The organism is Streptomyces sp. NPDC008001 (assembly GCF_042958085.1).
Taxonomy (GTDB): domain Bacteria; phylum Actinomycetota; class Actinomycetes; order Streptomycetales; family Streptomycetaceae; genus Streptomyces.
Window position 1 is genome coordinate 465,605 of the sequence record NZ_JBIBIZ010000007.1, and the last position, 18,680, is coordinate 484,284.

Genomic DNA, 18,680 nt, shown 5'->3' on the forward strand with positions numbered 1-18,680 from the left:
CCCCGCGCGGCCGACGCGGCGGGCGCCGGCGGCGGCTAGCTTTGCCCGTATGGGCCGGGAGAGACGAGCGCCGTGGGCGCGGGAGAGCGGCGCGGGGCCGCCGTGGGAGCGGTGGGCCCGCCCGGGCCGCCTGCCCTGGGCCTCCACGCTCGCCGTTGCCGTCGTCCAGCAGGCCGGCAGCTCCTACGCCGCGCTCCACCAGCCCGGCCGTGCGCCACTGGACTCCTTCGCGCGCGTGCTGCTCGCAGCCGGCCCGGCCTTCCTGCTGCTGCGCCACCGGCACCCGGTCGCCGCCGTCTCCGGTGCCTGTCTCGCGGCCGCGCTCTACCTGGGCGGCGGCTACCCGTACGGCCCGGTCTTCATCAGCGTCGCGGTGAGCTGCTTCACCGCGGTCGTCGCGGGCCACCGCCGCGTGGTGTGGTCCGCCGTCGCCCTGCTGTGGGCCGTACACCTCCTCATCGCCCACTGGCTCTACCAGTGGCTGCCACCGGCCGGCGACGGCCCGGCCGGCTGGGGAGCGGAGTGGGCTCCCGCGGCCTGGGCCGCCGCCCTCCTCGCCGCCGCCGAGCTCGTGCGCGTACGGCGCGAGCAGTGGGCGCACGCCCGGGCCGAACACGCCGCTGCGGAACGGCGCCGCGCCGACGAGGAGCGGTTGCGCATCGCGCGCGAACTGCACGACGTGCTCGCGCACAGCATCTCCGTCATCAACGTCCAGGCCGGGGTGGGGCTCGCCCTGATCGACAGCCACCCGGAGCAGGCGCGGACGGCCCTCACCACCATCAAGGCCGCCAGCAAGGAGGCGCTCGGCGAGGTCCGCCAGGTCCTCGACACCCTCCGGGCGCCCGGCGACGCGCCCCGCTCCCCGGCGCCCGGCCTCGACCGGCTGCAGGAGCTGACGCGGCAGGCGGCCGGCGCCGGACTCGACGTGCACGTGACGACCGAGGGCCCGCCGGCGGACCTGCCGCCCGGGGCCGGCCTCGCCGCCTTCCGCATCGTCCAGGAAGCCCTCACCAACATCGTCCGCCACTCCGGCTCCCGCACGGCCGAAGTCCTCCTCCACTACGGCCCCGACGCCCTCGAAGTGACCGTCGACGACGAGGGGCCCGCGCTCTCCGGGACGGTCTCCGGCGGCGGGAACGGCCTGCTCGGCATGCGCGAACGGGCCGCGGCCCTGGGCGGCACCGCCGAGGCGGGCGTCCGGCCCGACGGCGGCTTCCGCGTACGGGCCCGGCTGCCCCTCCGCGGACAACGGGAACAACGAGAACCACGAGGCGAACGAGGCGGGACGGGGGAGCCGTGAGGGGCGGGACAAGAGGTGCGGTGAGTGGCGGGAGGAGAGGCGCGACGTGGGAGACGGGATGAACGAGACGAGGGACGCGATGAGGGACGCGACGGGTGCGGCGGGGAAGGTGCCGGCGATCCGCGTGGTGCTCGCGGACGACCAGCTGCTCGTCCGCGCGGGCTTCCGCGCCCTGCTGGACGCCCAGCCCGACATCGCCGTCGCCGGCGAGGCCGCCGACGGCGAGCAGGCCCTCGACCTCGTGCGCCGGCTGCGGCCCGACACCGTCCTCATGGACATCCGCATGCCCGTCCTCGACGGCCTCGCCGCCACCCGCCGGATCACCGGGGACCCGGCCCTCGCGGACGTGAAGGTCATCATGCTCACCACCTTCGAACTGGACGAGTACGTCTTCGAGGCCATCCGCTCCGGCGCCTCGGGCTTCCTGGTCAAGGACACCGAACCGGAGGAACTGCTGCGGGCGGTGCGGGCCGTGGTCCACGGCGACGCCCTGCTCTCGCCGGGCGTGACCCGCCGCCTCATCGCCGAATTCGCGGCACGTTCCAAGGAGCCCGCCGCGGCGCCGGGCCTCTCCGAGCTGACGGACCGCGAACGCGAGGTGATGACGCTGGTCGGCATCGGCCTGTCCAACGAGGAGATCGCCCGGCGGCTCGTCGTCAGCCCCCTGACCGCGAAGACCCACGTCAGCCGCGCCATGGTCAAGCTGGGTGCCCGCGACCGGGCCCAGCTCGTCGTCCTCGCCTACGAGACCGGGCTCGTCCGCCCCGGCTGGCTGGGCTGAGCCCGCACCCGCCGCCGCACGCGGCCTCCTGTCAGAACAGCGCCTCGGGTCCGGCGGCGCCCGGCGGCCGCACCTGCACGTCCGCGGTCGTCTCCGCCCCCGGCGCGGCGGCCACGAGCGCCCACCCTGCCAGCTGCCGCGCGTCCACCAGCAACTGCCGTCCGTCCGCGGCGTCCAGATACAGGTCGGGGCCGGCCACGGCGGCGACCGTGCCCGCTATCGTGCGCCCGGGCGCGAGGACGACCGTCCCGCAGTCGTCCCGCAGCCGGCCGAGGTGGAAGACCGCGTCGTGGTGCACAGGGGTGAAGGGCAGCACGGTCAGCGACTCCGGCAGGGTCTCCAGCGCACAAGCGCGCGCGTGCAGGGCCGCCAGCTCGGCCGCCCGCGACTCCTGGGCGGGCGCGGGACAGCGGGCGGCCCGCTTGGCGGCGTACGGGATGCGGTCCGGGACGGCGAGCGCCGCGCCGAGCACGGCCTCCGCACGGCGCGCTGCCATCAGAGGCCCGCGGCCCAGCAGCGCGTAGGACAGCGCGCCCTGTTCGAGCAGGCGCACGCCTTCACGCTCGGCCGCGGTGATCCCGGCCTTGACCGCCCCGGGCACGGACCAGGCCAGATACACGTCGTACGGGCGCGGGTCGTCGAGGGCGGTGTCGGCCGCCACCGAGTGCGAACGGTCGAGCCGCGCACACTCCGCGCACTGCGCCGAGACCGCGGTAGGCGTGAGCTCCGCCCCCGCGGGGCACGGCGTGCGCCTGCCGCCCCTGCGGACCCCCACGCACCGCCGTGCGGCACCCGTCGTGAAGGCGACCGGCCGCCCCGCGGGCAGCGGAGTGCTGCGCTCCCCGTGCGTGGTGTGCAGCCAGGCCAGGGACGGTCCGCCGGCTCCCCAGCGCACTCCGCCGCAGCGCCATTCCTCCTGCTCTGCCCTCATGACCCACCCCTTCCGTCACGCCTTCGGATTGTGTCAGCCGCCACTGACAACGCCGTCGCGCGCCGGGTGGATCAGCAGGTCAGCGGGGTCAGGAGACCGTGCGGCGGGTGGCGTAGGCGATCGCCGCCGCCACGGCCGCCAGACCCGCGACGGTGGTCAGCGCGACGGGCAGGGACGACGCGTCGGCGAGGAGGCCGATGACCGGCGGCCCCAGCAGCATCCCGCCGTAGCCGAAGGTGGAGGCCGCGGCCACGCCGCCCGGGCCGCCCAGCTCCCCGGCCCGCCCGACCGCGACGGGGAAGATGTTGGCCAGGCCCAGGCCCGTGACGGCGAACCCGGCGAGCGCCGCCCACACCGTGGGCGCCAGCGCCCCGAGCAGCATGCCGCCCGCGGCCGCCGCCCCGCCCGCGACCAACGCCGTGGTCTGGCCGAGGCGTTCGAGGAGGAAGGTGCCGCTGAGCCGGCCGAGGGTCATGGCCAGGGCGAAGACGGAGTAGCCGGCGGCCGCGAGGCCCGCGTGGACCCCGAGGTCCTGCTGCAGGTGCAGCGCGCCCCAGTCGGCAAGGGCCCCTTCCCCGTAGGCCGTGCACAGGGCGATCACCCCGAAGAGGGCGACCGTCCGGTTGCCGCGGCGCGAGGTGCCGCCGTCCGCCGCCGGCGCGGGCGCCGGACGCTCGGCCCGCGGGGCGGGGTGCGAGAGGAGCATGCGTCCCGCGGTGGCGGTGACGGCGAGCCCGGCCACGGTCAGGAGCAGCAGGTGCCGGGTGGGGGAGAGGTGCCCCGCGACCAGTCCGCCCAGCCCGGCGCCGAGCATCCCGCCGAGGCTGAACGCGGCGTGGAAGCTCGGCATCACGGGCCTGCGCAGCGCCGCGACGAGGTCGACGGCCGCGGAGTTCATGGCGACGTTGATGCCGCCGTAGGCGGCGCCGAAGACGAGCAGGACCAGGCCGAGGGCCGGTGCGGAGCGGACCAGGGGAGGGAGGGCGATGCTCAGGGACATCAGCGCGCCGGCGACGACGGTCACCGGGTGGCTGCCGAACCGGCGGCACAGCCGGCCGGTCAGCACCATGGTGGCCACGGCTCCGGCCGAGACGCCCAGCAGGGCCAGCCCCAGCGCGCCCGCGGACGCGCCGGTCTGCTCCTTGATGGCGGGGATCCGGACAACCCAGCCGGCGAAGAGGAAACCGTCGAGGGCGAAGAACAGGGTGAGGGCGATACGGAGCCGGCGGAGGGCAGGACTGCCCCGGTCCGGACGCCGTTCGCCCGGAAGGATCGTCCGCGTGTCGCCCAGAAGAGCCGTCCGTATTTTGTTTAGTGTCGGCACAAAGTCACAATAGGGGCGTGACCCAGACTCGGACAACACGTTTGGAGCGGGGCCGCGGCGCCCTCGGCCCGGCCCTGGAGCTCGTACACACCGGCCGCGCCCCCACGCGCGCCGTGCTCACCGCCGAACTCGGCGTGACACGCGCGACCGCCGGTGCCGTCGCCGCCGAGCTGGAGGCCCTCGGACTGATCACCGTCGACGCCCGCCCCGCGGCCGCCGGCTCCCAGGGCCGTCCCTCGCACCGGCTCTCCGTCGCGCCCGGCGGTCCCGTGGTGCTCGCCGCCCAGATCCACGCCGACGGCTTCCGCGCCGCCCTCGTCGGCCTCGGCGGGCGGGTGGTCGCCACCGCGCCCGGCTGCATGACCGTGCCCGCCGACCCGTCGCACATCATCGACGCCGTCGTCGAGGCGGGCGCCGGCCTGCTGCGCGAGACCGGCCGCCGCTGCCTGGGCGCGGGCCTCGCCGTCCCCTCGGCCGTCGCCGAACCGGACGGCACCGCCCTCAACCCGCTCCACCTCTCCTGGCCCGCCGGGGCGCCGGTCCGCAGCCTGTTCACCGAAGCCCTGGCCAAGGCCGGTGTCCCCGGCCCCGGCGAGGGCCCCGCCACCGGCGTCACCGGCAACGACGTCAACCTCGCGGCCCTCGCCGAGCACCGGCACGGCGCCGGCCGCGGCGCCCGGCACCTCCTCTGCGTGGCCACCGGCCACCGCGGCGTCGGCGGGGCGCTCGTCCTCGACGGCCGTCTGCACAGCGGCAGCTCCGGACTCGCCCTGGAGGTCGGCCACCTCACCGTCAACCCGGCCGGTCTGCCCTGCCACTGCGGCAGCCGCGGCTGCCTGGACGTCGAGACCGACCCGCTCGCCTTCCTCACCGCGGCCGGCCGCACCCCCGGCCCCGAGGTGTCCCTGCTGCAGCAGTCCCGCGACCTGCTCCGTACGGAGTACGCCGACCCGGCCGTCCGCGCCGCCGCCGAGCTCATCGTCGACCGGCTCGGCCTCGGCCTCGCGGGTCTCGTCAACATCCTCAACCCCGACCGCATCATCCTCGGCGGGCTCCACCGCGCCCTGCTCGACGCCGACCCCGAGCGGCTGCGCGCCGTCGTCGCCGACCGCAGCCTGTGGGGCCGCAGCGGCAGCGTGCCGATCCTGCCCTGCACGCTCGACTTCAACAGCCTGATCGGCGCTGCCGAAGCCGCCTGGCAGCCCGTCCTGGACGACCCGCTGGCCGTCCTGGGCTGACAATGCGGCGCCCCGTCAGGTCGGCCACGCGTGCGCGCGCACGCGTGGCCGGCGGTGGGCCGTAACGTCCCCGAACGGCGGCGCACCAGGACCGCACGGCTGCACGGAGTACGCGCAACCCCCGGGCGTACTCCCCGCGCCGCAGCCGCACTGCAGCCGGCCGTACGACGACGCGGTGGCCCACGACGAGGAGGCTCGGTGGTGAGCGGCAGAAGCCGCCGGCAACCTGTCACCACCGAGGAGGCGACCCCTCATGAACACCCTCGCCCACGCCCTGGCCGACGGCGGCCCCGGCCCCTGGATCCTCTTCTTCCCTCTCGTCTGGGCAGCCGTCGTCATCGGCGTCGTCACCGTCCTGCGCCGCACCGTGTGGCGCGGTGGCCGCGCTCCCTGGCACCAGCGGCAGGCGCGCTCCGAGCACTCCCCGCTGACCGTCCTCGGCCGCCGGTTCGCCGCCGGCGACATCGACGAGGAGGAGTACTGGCGGCGCGTCTCCGTCCTGGAGGAGCACTTCGGGGCGCCCGGCAAGCGCGGTGCGTCATGAGTGCGGGCACGCGCCCCCGCTGTTCGGCAGGCGCGGGAGCCTCGGCGGCGCGGCATTGACACCGACGGGACCGCGGAGCTCCACACCTGCGGGCTTGCTCACCGTTGCGGCGGAAGGGTGTTGCCTCGGCAGCAGCGACGGGGGAGCCGCTGCCGTGCCCGTGCACCAACCCTCCGCCGCACCGGTGAGCAAGCCCCACGGTGTGGTCAGCCTGCCCAACTGGCAGCTCCGGGGCGTTGTCCAACGCAGGGCAGCCCGGACCTCCTGCACGCCGGCGCGGCGGCGTGCGCGCCGAGTGCCGTCCGGACGGTGGGAACCCCCGTCCGGTCAGCCGGGAACGGCGGAGCGGACGGGGGAGCGGTGGAGCGCCGCGGCCGCCCGGCGGGCGGGGGCGGGCTGCTCGAAGGAAGGCTCCTCCAGCGGCGGGAGGGCCGGCACGGGCGGTTCGAGGGTGACCGTGGTCCGGTCGTCGCGGGCCTGCCGGGCGCCGGCCGCGTCCGGGACGGGCAGCGAGAACCAGACGACCTTCCCGCCGTCGTGGCGCTCCTGCACCCCCCAGCTGTCGCTCACGGCCGCGATCAGGGCGAGACCGCGGCCGTGGGTGCTGCCGGTGCCGGCGTCCGCCAGGCGGGGCAGCCGCGGGTCGTGGTCGCGGACCGAGACGGTCAGCCGGTCCAGCACCAGGTCGATCTCGACGGTGCATCGTTTGTCCGGCTCGGCGTGCTGGTGCACGTTGGTGAGGAGCTCGGTGACACAGAGCGCCGCGGGGTCGATGAGCGGATCGAGATTCCAGTACCGCAATTGCGCAGATACGATTCTGCGGACCTGGCCGATCCGCGGTGGAAGAGCCTGGAGCTCTACGGTGCAGTGCTTGTTGGGTCGGCTGATCACGGCTGCGACTCCCTGGAAGAAGTAGGGCTAGCCTGATTCAGGAACGCGTTCTGGCACGCGCCGGGGCCGGGCCGGCGGCGGTGGCTGCCGAGCCGCTCGACGGCTACTGATCCAGAGCGTAGCCGTCGGTGAACCCTCAGTGATGCTGGTACGAGTCAAGGGTCGGCTGCGGCAGCCGGAAGTGCAACTTCTGCACCGTCAGCCCCTGGCGTCACCGCCGCGTCCCGAGCGGACGGCTTCCAGGAACCGTCGGACGGCGGCCTCCCCCGTGGTCTCCTCCGCCCCCGACGGATCCTCCAGCCGGCCCAGCGTGAGGACGTAGCGCGTGCCGTTCACCGTCGCCCGGGCGCGGTCCCGGCCGGCGAACCACGGCTTGCTCGCGTGGACCGCCCCCAGGGGAGCGCTGTCGATCTCCCGGCCGTAACTGGTGAGCAGCTCCAGCCTGCCGTCCTTGATCTTCACCTGGCCCGCCCGGGTGAGCGAACGGAGGGACCGCTCGATCCGCACCCCGGTCGCGTTGAACTCCGGTTCCTTGAAGTCCGGCTCCGCCACGCCAACCGCCTCCCCGGCCGATTCGTGTGCCTCGTGCGCAGTCTGCCCGTGAGGGGGCCCGCGCACCAGTGCCCATTTATGATCGAAATATCCGAGTGCTCCGCATGGGCCCGGATGGAACGGGAGAACGTCGTGCACACCATCGACGTCGACCGCAGCGACCCGGCCTACCGCGCCTGGCTCAACGAAGCGGTCCGCAAGGTCCAGGCCGACGCGAACCGCTCGGCCGACACCCACCTGCTGCGCTTCCCCCTGCCCGAGGAATGGGGCGTCGACCTCTACCTCAAGGACGAGTCCACCCACCCCACGGGCAGCCTCAAGCACCGCCTCGCCCGCTCGCTCTTCCTGCACGGCCTGTGCAACGGCTGGATCCGCCCCGAGGCCCCGGTCGTCGAGGCCTCCAGCGGCTCCACCGCGGTCTCCGAGGCCTATTTCGCCCGCCTGATCGGCGTGCCCTTCATCGCCGTCATGCCCGGCACCACCAGCCGCGAGAAGTGCCGCCTCATCGAATTCCACGGCGGCCGGTGCCACTTCGTCGATGACCCCCGCAAGATGTACGCGGAAGCGGCGGCCCTCGCCGAACGCTCCGGCGGCCACTACATGGACCAGTTCACCTACGCCGAACGGGCCACCGACTGGCGCGGCAACAACAACATCGCGGAGTCGGTCTTCAGCCAGCTGCGCAGCGAGCGCCACCCAATCCCCGCCTGGATCGTGGCCACCGCGGGCACCGGCGGCACCTCCGCGACCATCGGCCGCTACGTGCGCTACATGCAGTACGACACCCGCATCTGCGTCGCCGACCCCGAGTACTCCTGCTTCTTCGACGGCTGGCGGAACCACGACCCCACGGCGACGGGCGAGCGCGGCTCGCGGATCGAGGGCATCGGCAGGCCGCGCATGGAGCCCAGCTTCGTGCCGGGGGCGATCGACCGGATGATGAAGGTCCCCGACGCCGCGAGCATCGCGGCCGCGCGCGCCCTCGACGAGGCCATCGGCCGCAAGGCGGGCGGCTCCACCGGTACCGGGCTGTGGAGCGCCCTCAAGATCGTTGCCGAGATGGCCGGCAACGGCTCCAAGGGCAGTGTCGTCACCCTCATCTGCGACCCGGGAGAGCGCTACCTCGACACGTACTACTCCGATGCCTGGCTCGCCGAACAGGGGCTGGACATCGGGCCGTACGCCGGAGCCGTCACGACCTTCCTGGCCACGGGGCGCTGGCCGGACTGACCCACCGTCATCCCGATGCGGTCCCGGCCCTTCCCCTCGGCCCGCGTCAGCGAAGGCCCGCCGCGGAGTCCCCGGCGGCATCGGCCACCACCAGCTCCGGCAGCCGGTCGGCGATCTCGCGCCGTACCGCCTCCGGCAGCCCCGCATCCGTGACCAGTGCGTCCACCTCGTCCAGCGTCGCGAACGAACTCAGCCCCACCGTCCCCCACTTGGTGTGGTCTGCCAGGACCACCACGCGCCGGGCCGAGCGCACGAAGTGCCGGTTGGTCTCCGCCTCCGCCAGATTCGGCGTCGACAGGCCCGCCTCCGCGGATATGCCGTGCACACCGATGAACAGCACGTCGAAGTGGAGCGAGCGGATCGCCGCGTCCGCGACCGGTCCCACCAGCGTGTCCGAGGGCGTGCGCACCCCGCCCGTCAGCACCACCGTCGCCGCCCCCGGCCGGGCCGACGGCCCCACCGCCGTCACCGGCCGCTGCGAGGCGTGGAACACATCGGCCGCCCGCACCGAATTCGTCACCACCGTCAGATCGGGAACGTCCACGAGCCGCTGCGCCAGCGCGAACACCGTCGTACCGCCCGCCAGGGCTATCGCACTGCCCGCCGGTGCCATCCGCGCCGCCGCCCGCGCGATGTCCTCCTTGGCGGCCAGTTCCAGCTCCGACTTCGCCTCGAACCCCGGTTCGTGCGCCGTCGCCTCCGCCACCGGCACCGCACCGCCGTGAACCTTCTCCACCACACCCATCCGGGCCAGCACGTCCAGGTCGCGACGGACCGTCATGTCCGAGACGTTGAGCCTCCGCGTCAGTTCGTTGACCCGCACCCCACCGCGCCTCCTGACCTCGTCGAGGATCAGCGCGCGCCGCTGTTCCGCCAGGAGGTTCTGGTTGTCGCTCACCCGGCCCGTCCTTTCCGGTCAGCCACCGGCAGTCGTGCGCGCATCCTCCCACGCGGTGCGCGGTACCGATCGTCTTCGTCCGGACGGATCACGATCGGGCCTTCTCCTGCTGCCTGCCCCCCGGATGTCAGTGGCTCCTGTCAGCATGCTGGTGGACGGTACGAAGCACCGGGATCGGGGGTACGCCGTGGCGCCGGACGAAGGAGCCCACGAGGCCGGCACAGCCGGTACGGACGTGCCTGCGGAAGCCTTGCCAACAGAAGTCTCACCGCCGGAGGGCTCCGGGCTCGCCCTGGAGCTGCTCGTGCACGGCGTCGGGGGCACCACGCCGCAGGTCATGCTGGGCGATCCGCGCACCGTGCGCGTCACGGGCGACACCATCGCGGGCATCCACCGCCGCGTCGACGACCTCGACGCCGAGACACGCCCCGCGGACCACCGCCGCGAGCCCGTCCGCGAGGCCTACGTGTGGTCCAACCTCACCTCCGGCGACGCCTCCCGCGCCCTCTGGCTGATGCTCCTGCCCTTCATGGTCATCAACCTCGCCCACTGGATGCGGCCCACCTCCGAAGGCCGCGCCACGACCGTACGGGCCTACGGCCTGCTGGTGCGGCTCGTCGCCCTCACCCTCACCGTGCTGCTCACCGCGGCCGCCTGCGAAGTGGCCCTCGACCTGACGGCGTGGCAGTGCGCGGGCACGCCCGCCTGTTCCGCGGGCAAGGCATGGCTCGGCTTCGTGTCCGCCGGCCGGGGCGGCTGGTGGAGCGAGCCGGGCCGCAGGCTCGCCCTGGCCGCCGCCGTGCCCACCGCCGTGACCGGCCTGCTGTGGCTCCTCTCCCGCCGCACCTGGAGCGCGTACGAGACCCAGCCGCCCGCGCGCGCCACCACCGACGAGGCCGCCCGCCCGGCCCGCCGCCCCGCCCTGTGCCTGCCCGGCTTCTGGTACGGGCGGCGCATCGTCGCCCGGCTGCGCGCCGCCCACACCGCCGCGGCCCTCCTCACCGTCGCCGCCTTCCTCGCCCAGGCCGCCTCCCACCACGACCGCGCCCCGGGCGGAAGCCCCGCCCTCGACACCCTGGGCCGGATCCTCGGCGCCGCCCTGGCCGCAGCCGCCCTGTTCGTCCTCCACGCCGTCTGCCGCAGGGGCCGCAGCGAGGACACCCCCGACGACACGACCGACCGCATCACCGTCACAGCCCTGCCCTGCACCGCGGCCGGCCTGCTCCTCCTCTCCGCCGTCTACGCCGCCTGGGACCGCCCCGGCTGGCAGTCCCACGGCATGCTCCCCGGCGACCGCGCCTTCGGCCTGATCGCCCTCGGGCAGGGCGCCCTCGTCCTCCTCCTCGCGTTCGCCGCCCGCCGCCTGCACCGCGCCGCCCCCGTCGAGCGGACCCCGCTGGGCGGGCTCGCGGGCCCCGCCGTCGCCACGCTCGCCTGCGCGCTCGGCGGCGTCATGACCGCAGGAGTCGCCCACCGCGTCGCGGACTGGCTCGACGGCCCGGCCACCCCCGGCATGGGCGACGGCCCGATCGGCGGCCCGCCGGTGCTGCTCACCTGGCAGGCGTCCGTCATCCCGCCGCTCCTCGCGGTCCTGCTCCTGCTGCTCCTCGCGCTGACCGTCCGCACCGCACGCCTGCGCAAGCGCCTGTGCCGCACCGTCCCCGGCGACTATCCCGGCGAACCGCACGACAGCGCCCGCACGCGCGCCATCGCCGGCACCATCGCCCGCGCCGGGCTCACCGACGCCACGCCCCGGGTGCTCGGCACCGTCGCCGCGCTCACCCTCCTCCTCGGCGCCGGAGCGGTCGCAGGCGCCTGGGGCACCCACGACGTCCCGGGCCGGGCCTTCGCCGGCACCGCCCCCGTCGTCGAGGACCTGGCCCAGACCGCCCAGGCGCTCGGTTCGTGGTGCGTCGGCCTCGGCTTCGTCCTGCTGATCGCCTGGGGCCGCCGCGCCTACCGCGACCCCGCCGCCCGGCGCACCGTCGGCATCCTCTGGGACGTCGGCACGTTCTGGCCGCGCGCCGCCCACCCCTTCGCACCGCCCTGCTACGCCGAGCGCGCCGTCCCCGACCTCACCTGGCGGATGCGCACCTGGACCGAACGCACCGGCGGCCGGCTCGTCATCTCCGGCCACTCCCAGGGCAGCGTCCTCGCCGCGGCCGCCGTCTGGCAGCTGTCCGCCGCCACCCGCAGCCGGGTCGCGCTGCTCACCTACGGCTCTCCCCTGGAGCGCCTGTACGGCCGCTGGTTCCCCGCCTACTTCGGCCCGGTGAAGCTCGCTGCCCTGCACGACGACGTCCATTGCTGGTGCAATCTGTGGCGCTCCACGGACCCCATCGGCGGCCCCGTCCGCCTCCCCGGCGACACCGCGAGCGCCACCACCGCCGTGGACCACGGACCCCTCAAGGACCCCCTCGCCTACGGCCGCACCGCCGAACACCCGCTGCCCGCGGCCGTCCTCGGCCACTCCCACTACCAGGCCGACCCCGAATTCGCCCGCATCCGTGCGGCCCTGCTCGCGCGCCTCGCCGCCTGGATGCCCGTGCCGCCTCAGGGCAGCGCCGGCAGATCCTCGGCGTAGAGGAGGGTGAGGTCGTCGGTGCTCGGGTCGGCCAGCTGCGCCACCCGGCCCGCGTGCCGCTCGACCATCGCCTCGAAGGTCTGCCGCGCCGTACGGCCGTTGCCGAACGCCGGCCCCCGCGGGATCTCCCGGAAGTACTGGAGCAGGGCCTCGGACGCCCCCGCCCCGATCCGGTACTCGTGCTCGTCCGCCTGCTGCTGCACGATGCGCAGCAGCTCCTCCGGGGCGTAGTCGCCGAAGGTGATGGTGCGGGAGAACCGGGAAGCCACGCCCGGGTTGACGGTCAGGAAGCGCTCCATCTCGTCGGTGTACCCGGCCACGATCACCACGACCTCGTCCCGGTGGTCCTCCATCAGCTTCACCAGGGTGTCGATGGCCTCCCGGCCGAAGTCGCGCCCCGAGTCCTCCGGGGCGAGCGCGTACGCCTCGTCGATGAACAGCACGCCCCCGCGGGCCCGGTCGAACGCCTCCTGGGTGCGGATGGCCGTCGAACCGATGTGCTCGCCCACCAGGTCCACGCGCGACACCTCGACCAGATGGCCGCGCTCCAGCACCCCCAGCGAGGCGAGGATCTCGCCGTAGAGCCGGGCCACGGTCGTCTTGCCCGTGCCGGGCGAGCCCGTGAACACCAGGTGCCGGCGCACCGAGGCGGCCTTCAGCCCGGCCTCCTTCCGGCGCCGCCCGACCTCGATCATGTCCGTGAGGGCGCGGACCTCCTTCTTGACGCTCTCCAGGCCCACCAGCGCGTCCAGTTCCTGCAGGACGGTCACCGAGGCACGCGCTCCGGGCGGTACGGCGGGCGCGGGCTGCGCCTCCCCGGCGGAGCGCTGCACCGGCACGGCCACCGGCTTCAGCACCGTCCGCGGGACGGCCGCCGTCGCCACCGGCGCCCCGCCCGCACCACCCCCCGAGGACAGCGCCGCAACCGCCGTGGAGGGGACCGCCTCGTCGCTCGTACAGCCCTCGCTGACCGGGCCGGCCTCCGCGAACTCGTAACCGCCGCGCTCGCAGCGCTCGGTACGGCAGCGGGTGAGCGTCGACCGGCAGCCGTCGATGACGTGGAAGCCGTAGCCGCCGCTGCCCGTCACCCGGCACTCGTGGAACGTGCCCCGGCCGCCCGCCGACACGTAGAAGCCGGCCTCCACCGGCGAACTCACCGTGCACTGCTCGACGGTGGGATCGGCGCCCTTGGTGACGATGACGCCCGTCGCCGCGGCGTCGATGGTGCAGCCCGCCATCGAGCCGCCGCTGCCGTGGTCGCGGAACCAGGCGCCCGTGCCCGCCTCCCGGATCCGGCACCCCGCGAGCTGGGCCGACGCGCCGTCACTCACCGACACGGCCGTGTTGCGGACCTGGGAGAGGTCGCTGTCGACCACGTCCACGTGCGAACCGCGGTCGAGGACGAACAGGGCGTCCGGCACGTCGTGCACGCGGCAGGAGCCCAGGGAGGCCGTCGCCCCGTCGCTGATCCACACCGCCGGATAGTCGCCCTTGCTGTCGTGGATCTCGCACAGGTCGGCGTCCACGCGCGTGCCCGGGTCCCATACGGACAGGCCGTTGCGCCCGAACCTGCGGATCGCCGAGCGCGTCATCGACAGCACCGAACGGGAGCGCAGGTCAACCCCGTTCTCCGGCACGTCGTGGATGTCGCAGTCGACGAGGGAGAGCACCGCGTCGGTGTCCAGCGTCACGCCGTCCCCGGAGGTGCGGTGCACCCGGCAGTCGGTGAGCCGGCCGGCGGCTCTGGAGGCCACCTGCACCCCGGCGCCCCGCACCTCGTACACCTCGCAGCCCACCGCCTCCAGCGAGCTGCCCTCGCCCGTGAGCGACAGCCCCGCGCCCGACGCGTGGTGCACCCTGCAGCGTTCCAGGCGCGGATGCGCCCCGCCCTGGACCGCGAAACCCGACTGCCCGGCGGCGACCACCTCGCACTCCTCGAACAGGCCGCCCGCCCCGTCCAGGACGCTGATGCCCACGCCGCCCGCGTTGTCGACGGTGCACTGACGCACCGTCGGCCGGGAGCCTCCGCGCACCTCGATGCCCACCGCCGAGCGGGTCACGATCCGCAGGCCGGACAGCTCCGGGGCGCCGTCTTCGACGACGAGCGCGGGGGCCGCCGCGTCGTGGCCCTCGACGTGCAGGTCCTGCAGGGCGGCCGAGGCCCGTACGGTCAGGGCGATCCCGTCGGCGGGCGCGATGCGCACGCTCCCGCGCGAGCCCTCCGCGCCGCGCAGCGTCACCGCGCGCGTGACGACCAGGTTCTCGCGGTACGTGCCGGGGGCGACGGACAGCACGTCCCCGTCCACCGCCGCTTCCAGGGCCGAGGCGAGGGAGTCGTACTCGCCCGTGCGCCGCCGCCATCGCGCCGTGCCGGTGTGCGTCACCTGGACCGAGCCCTGTGCCATGGTGCTGCTCTGCCCCCACCTCGTGCGTGCGTTCACCCGGGACCGGCGTACCGGACCCGGGACCGGTACGTGCCGGACCGGCCACCGGAGCCACCGTAGCGCGCGCAGGCCCCGGGAGTTGACCGGTCAGCTGCCTGCGTCCGCCCGGCCCCAGGTCTGCCCGGCCCGTTCCCACGCGCGGTCCCAGTGGGCGTACCGCCGCTGCACGAGCCGCCATACGACCAGCCGGCGCACCGCCTCCAGGAGGCCGCAGGCGACGGCGGCCGCTCCGGTGCCCGCCAGCCCGGCGTGGACGGCGGCCGTGTCGTGGTCCATGGGGCGCCCCGAGAGCCGCCCCTGGTCGTCCGTCCACAGCGGGAACGGCTGCCCGGGGCGCGTGGGGTGGCGTACGGAGACCACGCCGGAGCGCTCCTTGCCGTCCGGCCCTTGCCAGCGGGCGACCACCCGATGGTGTCCCTCACGGCCCGCCGTGGCCTCGCGGTCGGTCTCCGCAGGACCGCCGTGCAGGGCGCGCAGCGTCGTGGCGGTCGTCAGATGCCGGTGCCGGTGCTGTTCCCGGACCGTGTGCCGCAGGGCCTCGTGGGCGAGCGACCCCGTGGCCCAGCCGGCGGCCGGGCCCGCGAGCAGCATGAGCACCACGGCGACCAGCCCCACCCAGGCTTCCAGGACATCGGTCCGGCGACGCAGGGAATTGCGCCGCCATCGCCATGCGAGTGCCGTAGCGCGCACCATGCTCACCCCCTTCCGGGTCCGTAAATACCTCACACAGGGCATCGCATGCGGAGGAAGACGGCGGAGAGAGCAAAATCACCTCCTCCGGATGCCGTTCGGGGCGGCGCGTTGACGGCCGGCGTGCGGTGGGGAGGAGAGTGACGGAAATGCTGCAAAAGCTGTAGAAGGGGAGAGGCGCGGAGGCGGCAGGAGCGGCGGTCGTTCAGCCGAGGATCTCGACGGGGTCGCCCACGCGCACGGTCCCGGTGTGTTCGGGGATGAGGTTCCGGCCGAACACGGCCTTGCCGCCGATGCGGTGGTGCCGGGCGAGCGTGCGCAGCGGCTCCTTGCCGCGCTCGGCGGTGCTCTGGTCGGTGGTGGTGACCACGCATCGGGCGCAGTCCTTGACCGCCCGGAACGTCACCTCGCCGATCCGCAGGCGCTGCCAGCCGTCCTCGGCCCACGGCTCGGTGCCGCCGACCACGACATTGGGGCGGAAGCGGTTCATGGGGAGCGGGCCCTCGGAGGGGAGGTCGCCCTCGGCGATGAGCGCGTTGAGGGCGTCGAGGGAGGCGAGGGTGGTCACGAGCAGCGGATAGCCGTCGGCGAAGCTCACGGTCTCACCGGGGAGGGAGTACCGGGGATCGATCGGGCGGCGGCTCGCGGGCTCGTCCATGTGGAGGAGGCGGGCCGGGATTCCCAGGTAGGCGCTGATCCACGCGTCGGCGGCGGCGCCCGCGGGGACCGCCTCGATCTTGTCCCGGAACACCTGCACCGTGACTGTGCCGCCCGCTTCCGCGAGGGCGGGCACGGCGACGTCGAGCGGATCCGCCCCGGGCGCGGCGAGCCGGACGCCGCCGCCCGGGAGCGGGTGCGCCGAGGCCAAGGCGAGCCTCGGCTGCTGCCGTTGGGTGATCATCATCCCGTCGGCGCCGGCCAGCATCCACCGCCGGTCCCCGGCGATCCCCCACGGCTCCACGGCCGCCTCCGGGGCGGCGCAGCCGGCCAGCGACTTGACGGGATAGAAGTGCAGTGCGGTCAGTACAGGCGGCGTGGACATGTGGTCATCCTGCCACCCGGGTCGGGCGGTTGAACGAATACCCCTGCCCGCCGTAGCGGGACCCCCAGCACATCGGACAGATGGTCAGTAACCCCCCTGATTCGGGTATTGACGGTTGTACGGGTCCTCGTACTGGGCCGCAGCCGGGCGGGGCGCGACCGGACGCATGGCGTCATAACCGGACGGAGCGGCCGGCGCCGCCGCCGGGCGCTGCTGCTGGTACTGCTGCGGGCCCGGGTAGGCGCGCGGCGGCGTCTGCTGCGGGATGTACGGGGCAGCCGCCTGCTGCAGCCCCGCGGGCTGCTGGGGGCCGGGCGCGGGATAGCCGTACGGGGCGCCGCCCTGGGCGCCGTACGGGGCCTGCGGGGCCTGGGGTGCCTGGGCGGCCGAGGGGCCGGAGGGCAGCGCGGGAAGCGCCGGCAGGTGGCTGCCGCTGTCGTACGGCGACGACACGCGGATCGGGGCGATCTGCGGGGTGCCCCGCTCGGCGACGAGGCTGTCGTAAATCGGGGTGTCCGGGAACGACGACGAGGCGTAGTAGCCGCCGCCGTAGGTGCTGCGGGGGGAGGTCATAGCGCATAAGTTAAGCCCACGCCCCTGGCGCGGTCTATGCCACGGTCGCCATAAACCCTTCGCTGACCTGCAAAGACGCAGGTCAGGGCAGAACGGGCAAGATCGGACACATCCCTACGTACAGCCATCCGGGGGTATCGGGGCGCACGCCGGGGTGCGCGGCGCCCGCGGGTGTGCACGGACGGGGTCAGGCGGTCTGCACCTCGCTGCGGTCGCCGCCCCACAGCGTGTGGAACGAGCCCTCGTGGTCGGTGCGCCGGTAGGTGTGCGCGCCGAAGAAGTCGCGCTGCCCCTGCGTCAGGGCGGCCGGCAGCCGCTCCGCGCGCAGGGCGTCGTAGTACGCGAGCGCGGCCGAGAACCCCGGTGCCGGCACGCCCCGGCCCACCGCGGTGGCGACGACCGAGCGCCAGGCGTCCTGCGCCTTCCCGGTCTCCGCGGCGAACCCCTTGTCGGCGAGCAGCGTGGGCAGTTGCGGATCGGCGGCGAACGCCGCGCGGATGCGGTCGAGGAACGCGGCCCGGATGATGCAGCCGCCGCGCCAGATGGAGGCGACCGCCCCGAGGTCGATGTCCCATCCGTACTCGGCGCTCGCAGCACTGATCATGTTCCAGCCCTGGGCGTACGAGACGACCTTCGACGCGTAGAGCGCCTCCTCGACCAGCGCCGCGAACTCCTCCGCCTCGGCGGGGGAGAGCGGCTCCCGCGCGGGGCCCGGGAGTTCGCGCGCGGCCCCGCGCAGCTCCCGGTGGCCGGAAACCGACCGGGCGAAGACGGCCTCGGCGATGCCGGAGACGGGGATCCCGAGGTCGAGCGCGGTCTGCACGGTCCACCGGCCGGTGCCCTTCTGCTCCGCCTCGTCGGCCACGACGTCCACGAACGGGCGGCCGGTGGCGGCATCGGTGTGGGCCAGGACCTCGGCGGTGATCTCGATCAGATACGAGTCCAGCCGGCCGGTGTTCCAGGTGCGGAACGTCTCCGCGATCCGCTGCGGCGCGTAGCCCGCGACGTTGCGCAGCAGGTCGTAGGCCTCGGCGATGAGCTGCATGTCGGCGTACTCGATGCCGTTGTGCACCATCTTGACGAAGTGTCCGGCGCCGTCGGGGCCGATGTGCGTGCAGCAGGGCGTGCCGTCCTTCGCCTTGGCGGCGATGGATTCGAGCAGCGGGCCGAGGGACTTGTAGGACTCGGCCGATCCGCCGGGCATGATGCTGGGCCCGTTGAGCGCGCCTTCCTCGCCGCCGGAGATGCCGGCACCGACGAAGTGGATGCCGCGCTCGCGGAGCGCCTTCTCGCGGCGGCGGGTGTCGGCGAAGTGGGCGTTGCCGCCGTCGATGATGACGTCGCCGGGTTCGAGGAGGGCGGCGAACTCTTCGATGACGGCGTCGGTGGGATCACCGGCCTTGACCATGACGACGATGCGGCGCGGCTTCTGCAGGGCGGCGACGAAGTCCTCGGCGGACTCGGCCGGGACGAAGCTCCCCTCGTGGCCGTGCTCGGCGACGAGGGCCTCGGTCTTGGCGTAGGTGCGGTTGTGGACGGCGACGGTGTGCCCGTGGCGGGCGAAGTTCCGGGCGAGGTTACTGCCCATGACGGCCAGTCCGGTGACGCCGATCTGTGCGGTGGCCGTGGGGGCGGGGGTGCTGGGCATGGCGGTTCCA

At 74.5% G+C, this 18,680-nt stretch carries 16 protein-coding genes; 6 read left to right on the forward strand and 10 right to left on the reverse strand.

Features of this window, described 5'->3' with window-relative positions; genetic code table 11:
• Positions 1-49: 49 nt before the first annotated feature.
• Together ACFZCD_RS21105 and ACFZCD_RS21110 are read left to right on the forward strand one after the other, a co-directional pair.
• Positions 50-1,300: a sensor histidine kinase gene (locus ACFZCD_RS21105; RefSeq protein WP_391832987.1), complete on the forward strand. Its 1,251-nt coding sequence runs from the start codon at positions 50-52 to the stop codon at positions 1,298-1,300.
• 79 nt (positions 1,301-1,379) lie between these two features.
• A complete protein-coding gene (locus ACFZCD_RS21110; protein ID WP_391833140.1) occupies positions 1,380-2,081 on the forward strand; it encodes a response regulator in 702 nt (233 codons plus the stop codon).
• 31 nt (positions 2,082-2,112) lie between these two features.
• Here the strand turns inward: ACFZCD_RS21110 and ACFZCD_RS21115 are convergent, their stop codons facing one another.
• The gene (locus tag ACFZCD_RS21115; RefSeq protein WP_391832989.1) at positions 2,113-3,012 is read right to left on the reverse strand and encodes a DUF2797 domain-containing protein; all 900 of its coding nucleotides are present in this window, start codon (positions 3,010-3,012) and stop codon (positions 2,113-2,115) included.
• Between the two features lie 88 nt (positions 3,013-3,100).
• Positions 3,101-4,336, reverse strand: coding sequence for an MFS transporter (locus ACFZCD_RS21120; protein WP_391832991.1), 1,236 nt, complete (start codon positions 4,334-4,336; stop codon positions 3,101-3,103).
• A 17-nt stretch (positions 4,337-4,353) separates the two neighbouring features.
• Here ACFZCD_RS21120 and ACFZCD_RS21125 point away from each other — a divergent pair, with 17 nt between their 5' ends.
• Together ACFZCD_RS21125 and ACFZCD_RS21130 are read left to right on the forward strand one after the other, a co-directional pair.
• Entirely contained in the window at positions 4,354-5,574 is a 1,221-nt protein-coding gene (locus ACFZCD_RS21125) for an ROK family protein (RefSeq protein ID WP_391832993.1), read from the forward strand.
• A 253-nt stretch (positions 5,575-5,827) separates the two neighbouring features.
• Entirely contained in the window at positions 5,828-6,118 is a 291-nt protein-coding gene (locus ACFZCD_RS21130; RefSeq protein ID WP_391832995.1) for an SHOCT domain-containing protein, read from the forward strand.
• Positions 6,119-6,445: 327 nt separating this feature from the next.
• Here ACFZCD_RS21130 and ACFZCD_RS21135 read toward each other — a convergent pair whose 3' ends face one another.
• Both ACFZCD_RS21135 and ACFZCD_RS21140 read right to left on the reverse strand, forming a co-directional pair.
• Entirely contained in the window at positions 6,446-7,009 is a 564-nt protein-coding gene (locus ACFZCD_RS21135; RefSeq protein ID WP_391832997.1) for an ATP-binding protein, read from the reverse strand.
• Between the two features lie 198 nt (positions 7,010-7,207).
• Complete coding sequence (locus ACFZCD_RS21140) at positions 7,208-7,561, reverse strand: hypothetical protein (RefSeq protein ID WP_391832999.1); 354 nt, start codon at positions 7,559-7,561, stop codon at positions 7,208-7,210.
• Positions 7,562-7,639: 78 nt separating this feature from the next.
• Here ACFZCD_RS21140 and ACFZCD_RS21145 point away from each other — a divergent pair, with 78 nt between their 5' ends.
• Positions 7,640-8,791 (forward strand): PLP-dependent cysteine synthase family protein, encoded by a 1,152-nt coding sequence (locus ACFZCD_RS21145; RefSeq protein ID WP_391833001.1) that lies wholly within the window; start codon positions 7,640-7,642, stop codon positions 8,789-8,791.
• A 46-nt stretch (positions 8,792-8,837) separates the two neighbouring features.
• Here ACFZCD_RS21145 and ACFZCD_RS21150 read toward each other — a convergent pair whose 3' ends face one another.
• Positions 8,838-9,689 carry a DeoR/GlpR family DNA-binding transcription regulator gene (locus tag ACFZCD_RS21150; RefSeq protein ID WP_391833003.1) on the reverse strand — a complete coding sequence of 284 codons (852 nt, stop codon included), beginning with the start codon at positions 9,687-9,689 and terminating at the stop codon, positions 8,838-8,840.
• A gap of 145 nt (positions 9,690-9,834) precedes the next feature.
• On the opposite strand from ACFZCD_RS21150, the gene ACFZCD_RS21155 reads away from it, so the two are divergent.
• Positions 9,835-12,273: a hypothetical protein gene (locus ACFZCD_RS21155; RefSeq protein WP_391833005.1), complete on the forward strand. Its 2,439-nt coding sequence runs from the start codon at positions 9,835-9,837 to the stop codon at positions 12,271-12,273.
• On the opposite strand, the gene ACFZCD_RS21160 is transcribed toward ACFZCD_RS21155, so the two are convergent.
• The 5 genes from ACFZCD_RS21160 to gndA form a co-directional block, all read right to left on the reverse strand.
• A complete protein-coding gene (locus ACFZCD_RS21160; RefSeq protein ID WP_391833007.1) occupies positions 12,243-14,678 on the reverse strand; it encodes a right-handed parallel beta-helix repeat-containing protein in 2,436 nt (811 codons plus the stop codon). The genes ACFZCD_RS21155 and ACFZCD_RS21160 overlap by 31 nt on opposite strands.
• Positions 14,679-14,804: 126 nt before the next feature.
• Positions 14,805-15,410 carry a hypothetical protein gene (locus tag ACFZCD_RS21165; RefSeq protein ID WP_391833009.1) on the reverse strand — a complete coding sequence of 202 codons (606 nt, stop codon included), beginning with the start codon at positions 15,408-15,410 and terminating at the stop codon, positions 14,805-14,807.
• A gap of 202 nt (positions 15,411-15,612) precedes the next feature.
• Positions 15,613-16,449 (reverse strand): MOSC domain-containing protein, encoded by an 837-nt coding sequence (locus ACFZCD_RS21170; RefSeq protein WP_391833011.1) that lies wholly within the window; start codon positions 16,447-16,449, stop codon positions 15,613-15,615.
• A gap of 84 nt (positions 16,450-16,533) precedes the next feature.
• Positions 16,534-17,022, reverse strand: coding sequence for a DUF6643 family protein (locus ACFZCD_RS21175; RefSeq protein ID WP_391833013.1), 489 nt, complete (start codon positions 17,020-17,022; stop codon positions 16,534-16,536).
• 187 nt (positions 17,023-17,209) lie between these two features.
• Positions 17,210-18,670 carry an NADP-dependent phosphogluconate dehydrogenase gene (gene gndA, locus ACFZCD_RS21180; RefSeq protein ID WP_391833015.1) on the reverse strand — a complete coding sequence of 487 codons (1,461 nt, stop codon included), beginning with the start codon at positions 18,668-18,670 and terminating at the stop codon, positions 17,210-17,212.
• Between the last annotated feature and the right edge of the window lie 10 nt (positions 18,671-18,680).

Excerpts from the sequence above, each read along its gene's own strand:
- ACFZCD_RS21110 (WP_391833140.1), top strand. The coding sequence starts at position 1,380 with ATGAGGGACGCGACGGGTGCGGCGGGGAAGGTGCCGGCGATCCGCGTG.
- ACFZCD_RS21115 (WP_391832989.1), bottom strand. The coding sequence starts at position 3,012 with ATGAGGGCAGAGCAGGAGGAATGGCGCTGCGGCGGAGTGCGCTGGGGA.
- ACFZCD_RS21170 (WP_391833011.1), bottom strand. The coding sequence starts at position 16,449 with ATGTCCACGCCGCCTGTACTGACCGCACTGCACTTCTATCCCGTCAAG.
- ACFZCD_RS21105 (WP_391832987.1), top strand. The coding sequence starts at position 50 with ATGGGCCGGGAGAGACGAGCGCCGTGGGCGCGGGAGAGCGGCGCGGGG.
- ACFZCD_RS21160 (WP_391833007.1), bottom strand. The coding sequence starts at position 14,678 with ATGGCACAGGGCTCGGTCCAGGTGACGCACACCGGCACGGCGCGATGG.
- ACFZCD_RS21175 (WP_391833013.1), bottom strand. The coding sequence starts at position 17,022 with ATGACCTCCCCCCGCAGCACCTACGGCGGCGGCTACTACGCCTCGTCG.
- ACFZCD_RS21145 (WP_391833001.1), top strand. The coding sequence starts at position 7,640 with ATGATCGAAATATCCGAGTGCTCCGCATGGGCCCGGATGGAACGGGAG.
- ACFZCD_RS21165 (WP_391833009.1), bottom strand. The coding sequence starts at position 15,410 with ATGGTGCGCGCTACGGCACTCGCATGGCGATGGCGGCGCAATTCCCTG.
- gndA (WP_391833015.1), bottom strand. The coding sequence starts at position 18,670 with ATGCCCAGCACCCCCGCCCCCACGGCCACCGCACAGATCGGCGTCACC.
- ACFZCD_RS21155 (WP_391833005.1), top strand. The coding sequence starts at position 9,835 with ATGCTGGTGGACGGTACGAAGCACCGGGATCGGGGGTACGCCGTGGCG.
- ACFZCD_RS21130 (WP_391832995.1), top strand. The coding sequence starts at position 5,828 with ATGAACACCCTCGCCCACGCCCTGGCCGACGGCGGCCCCGGCCCCTGG.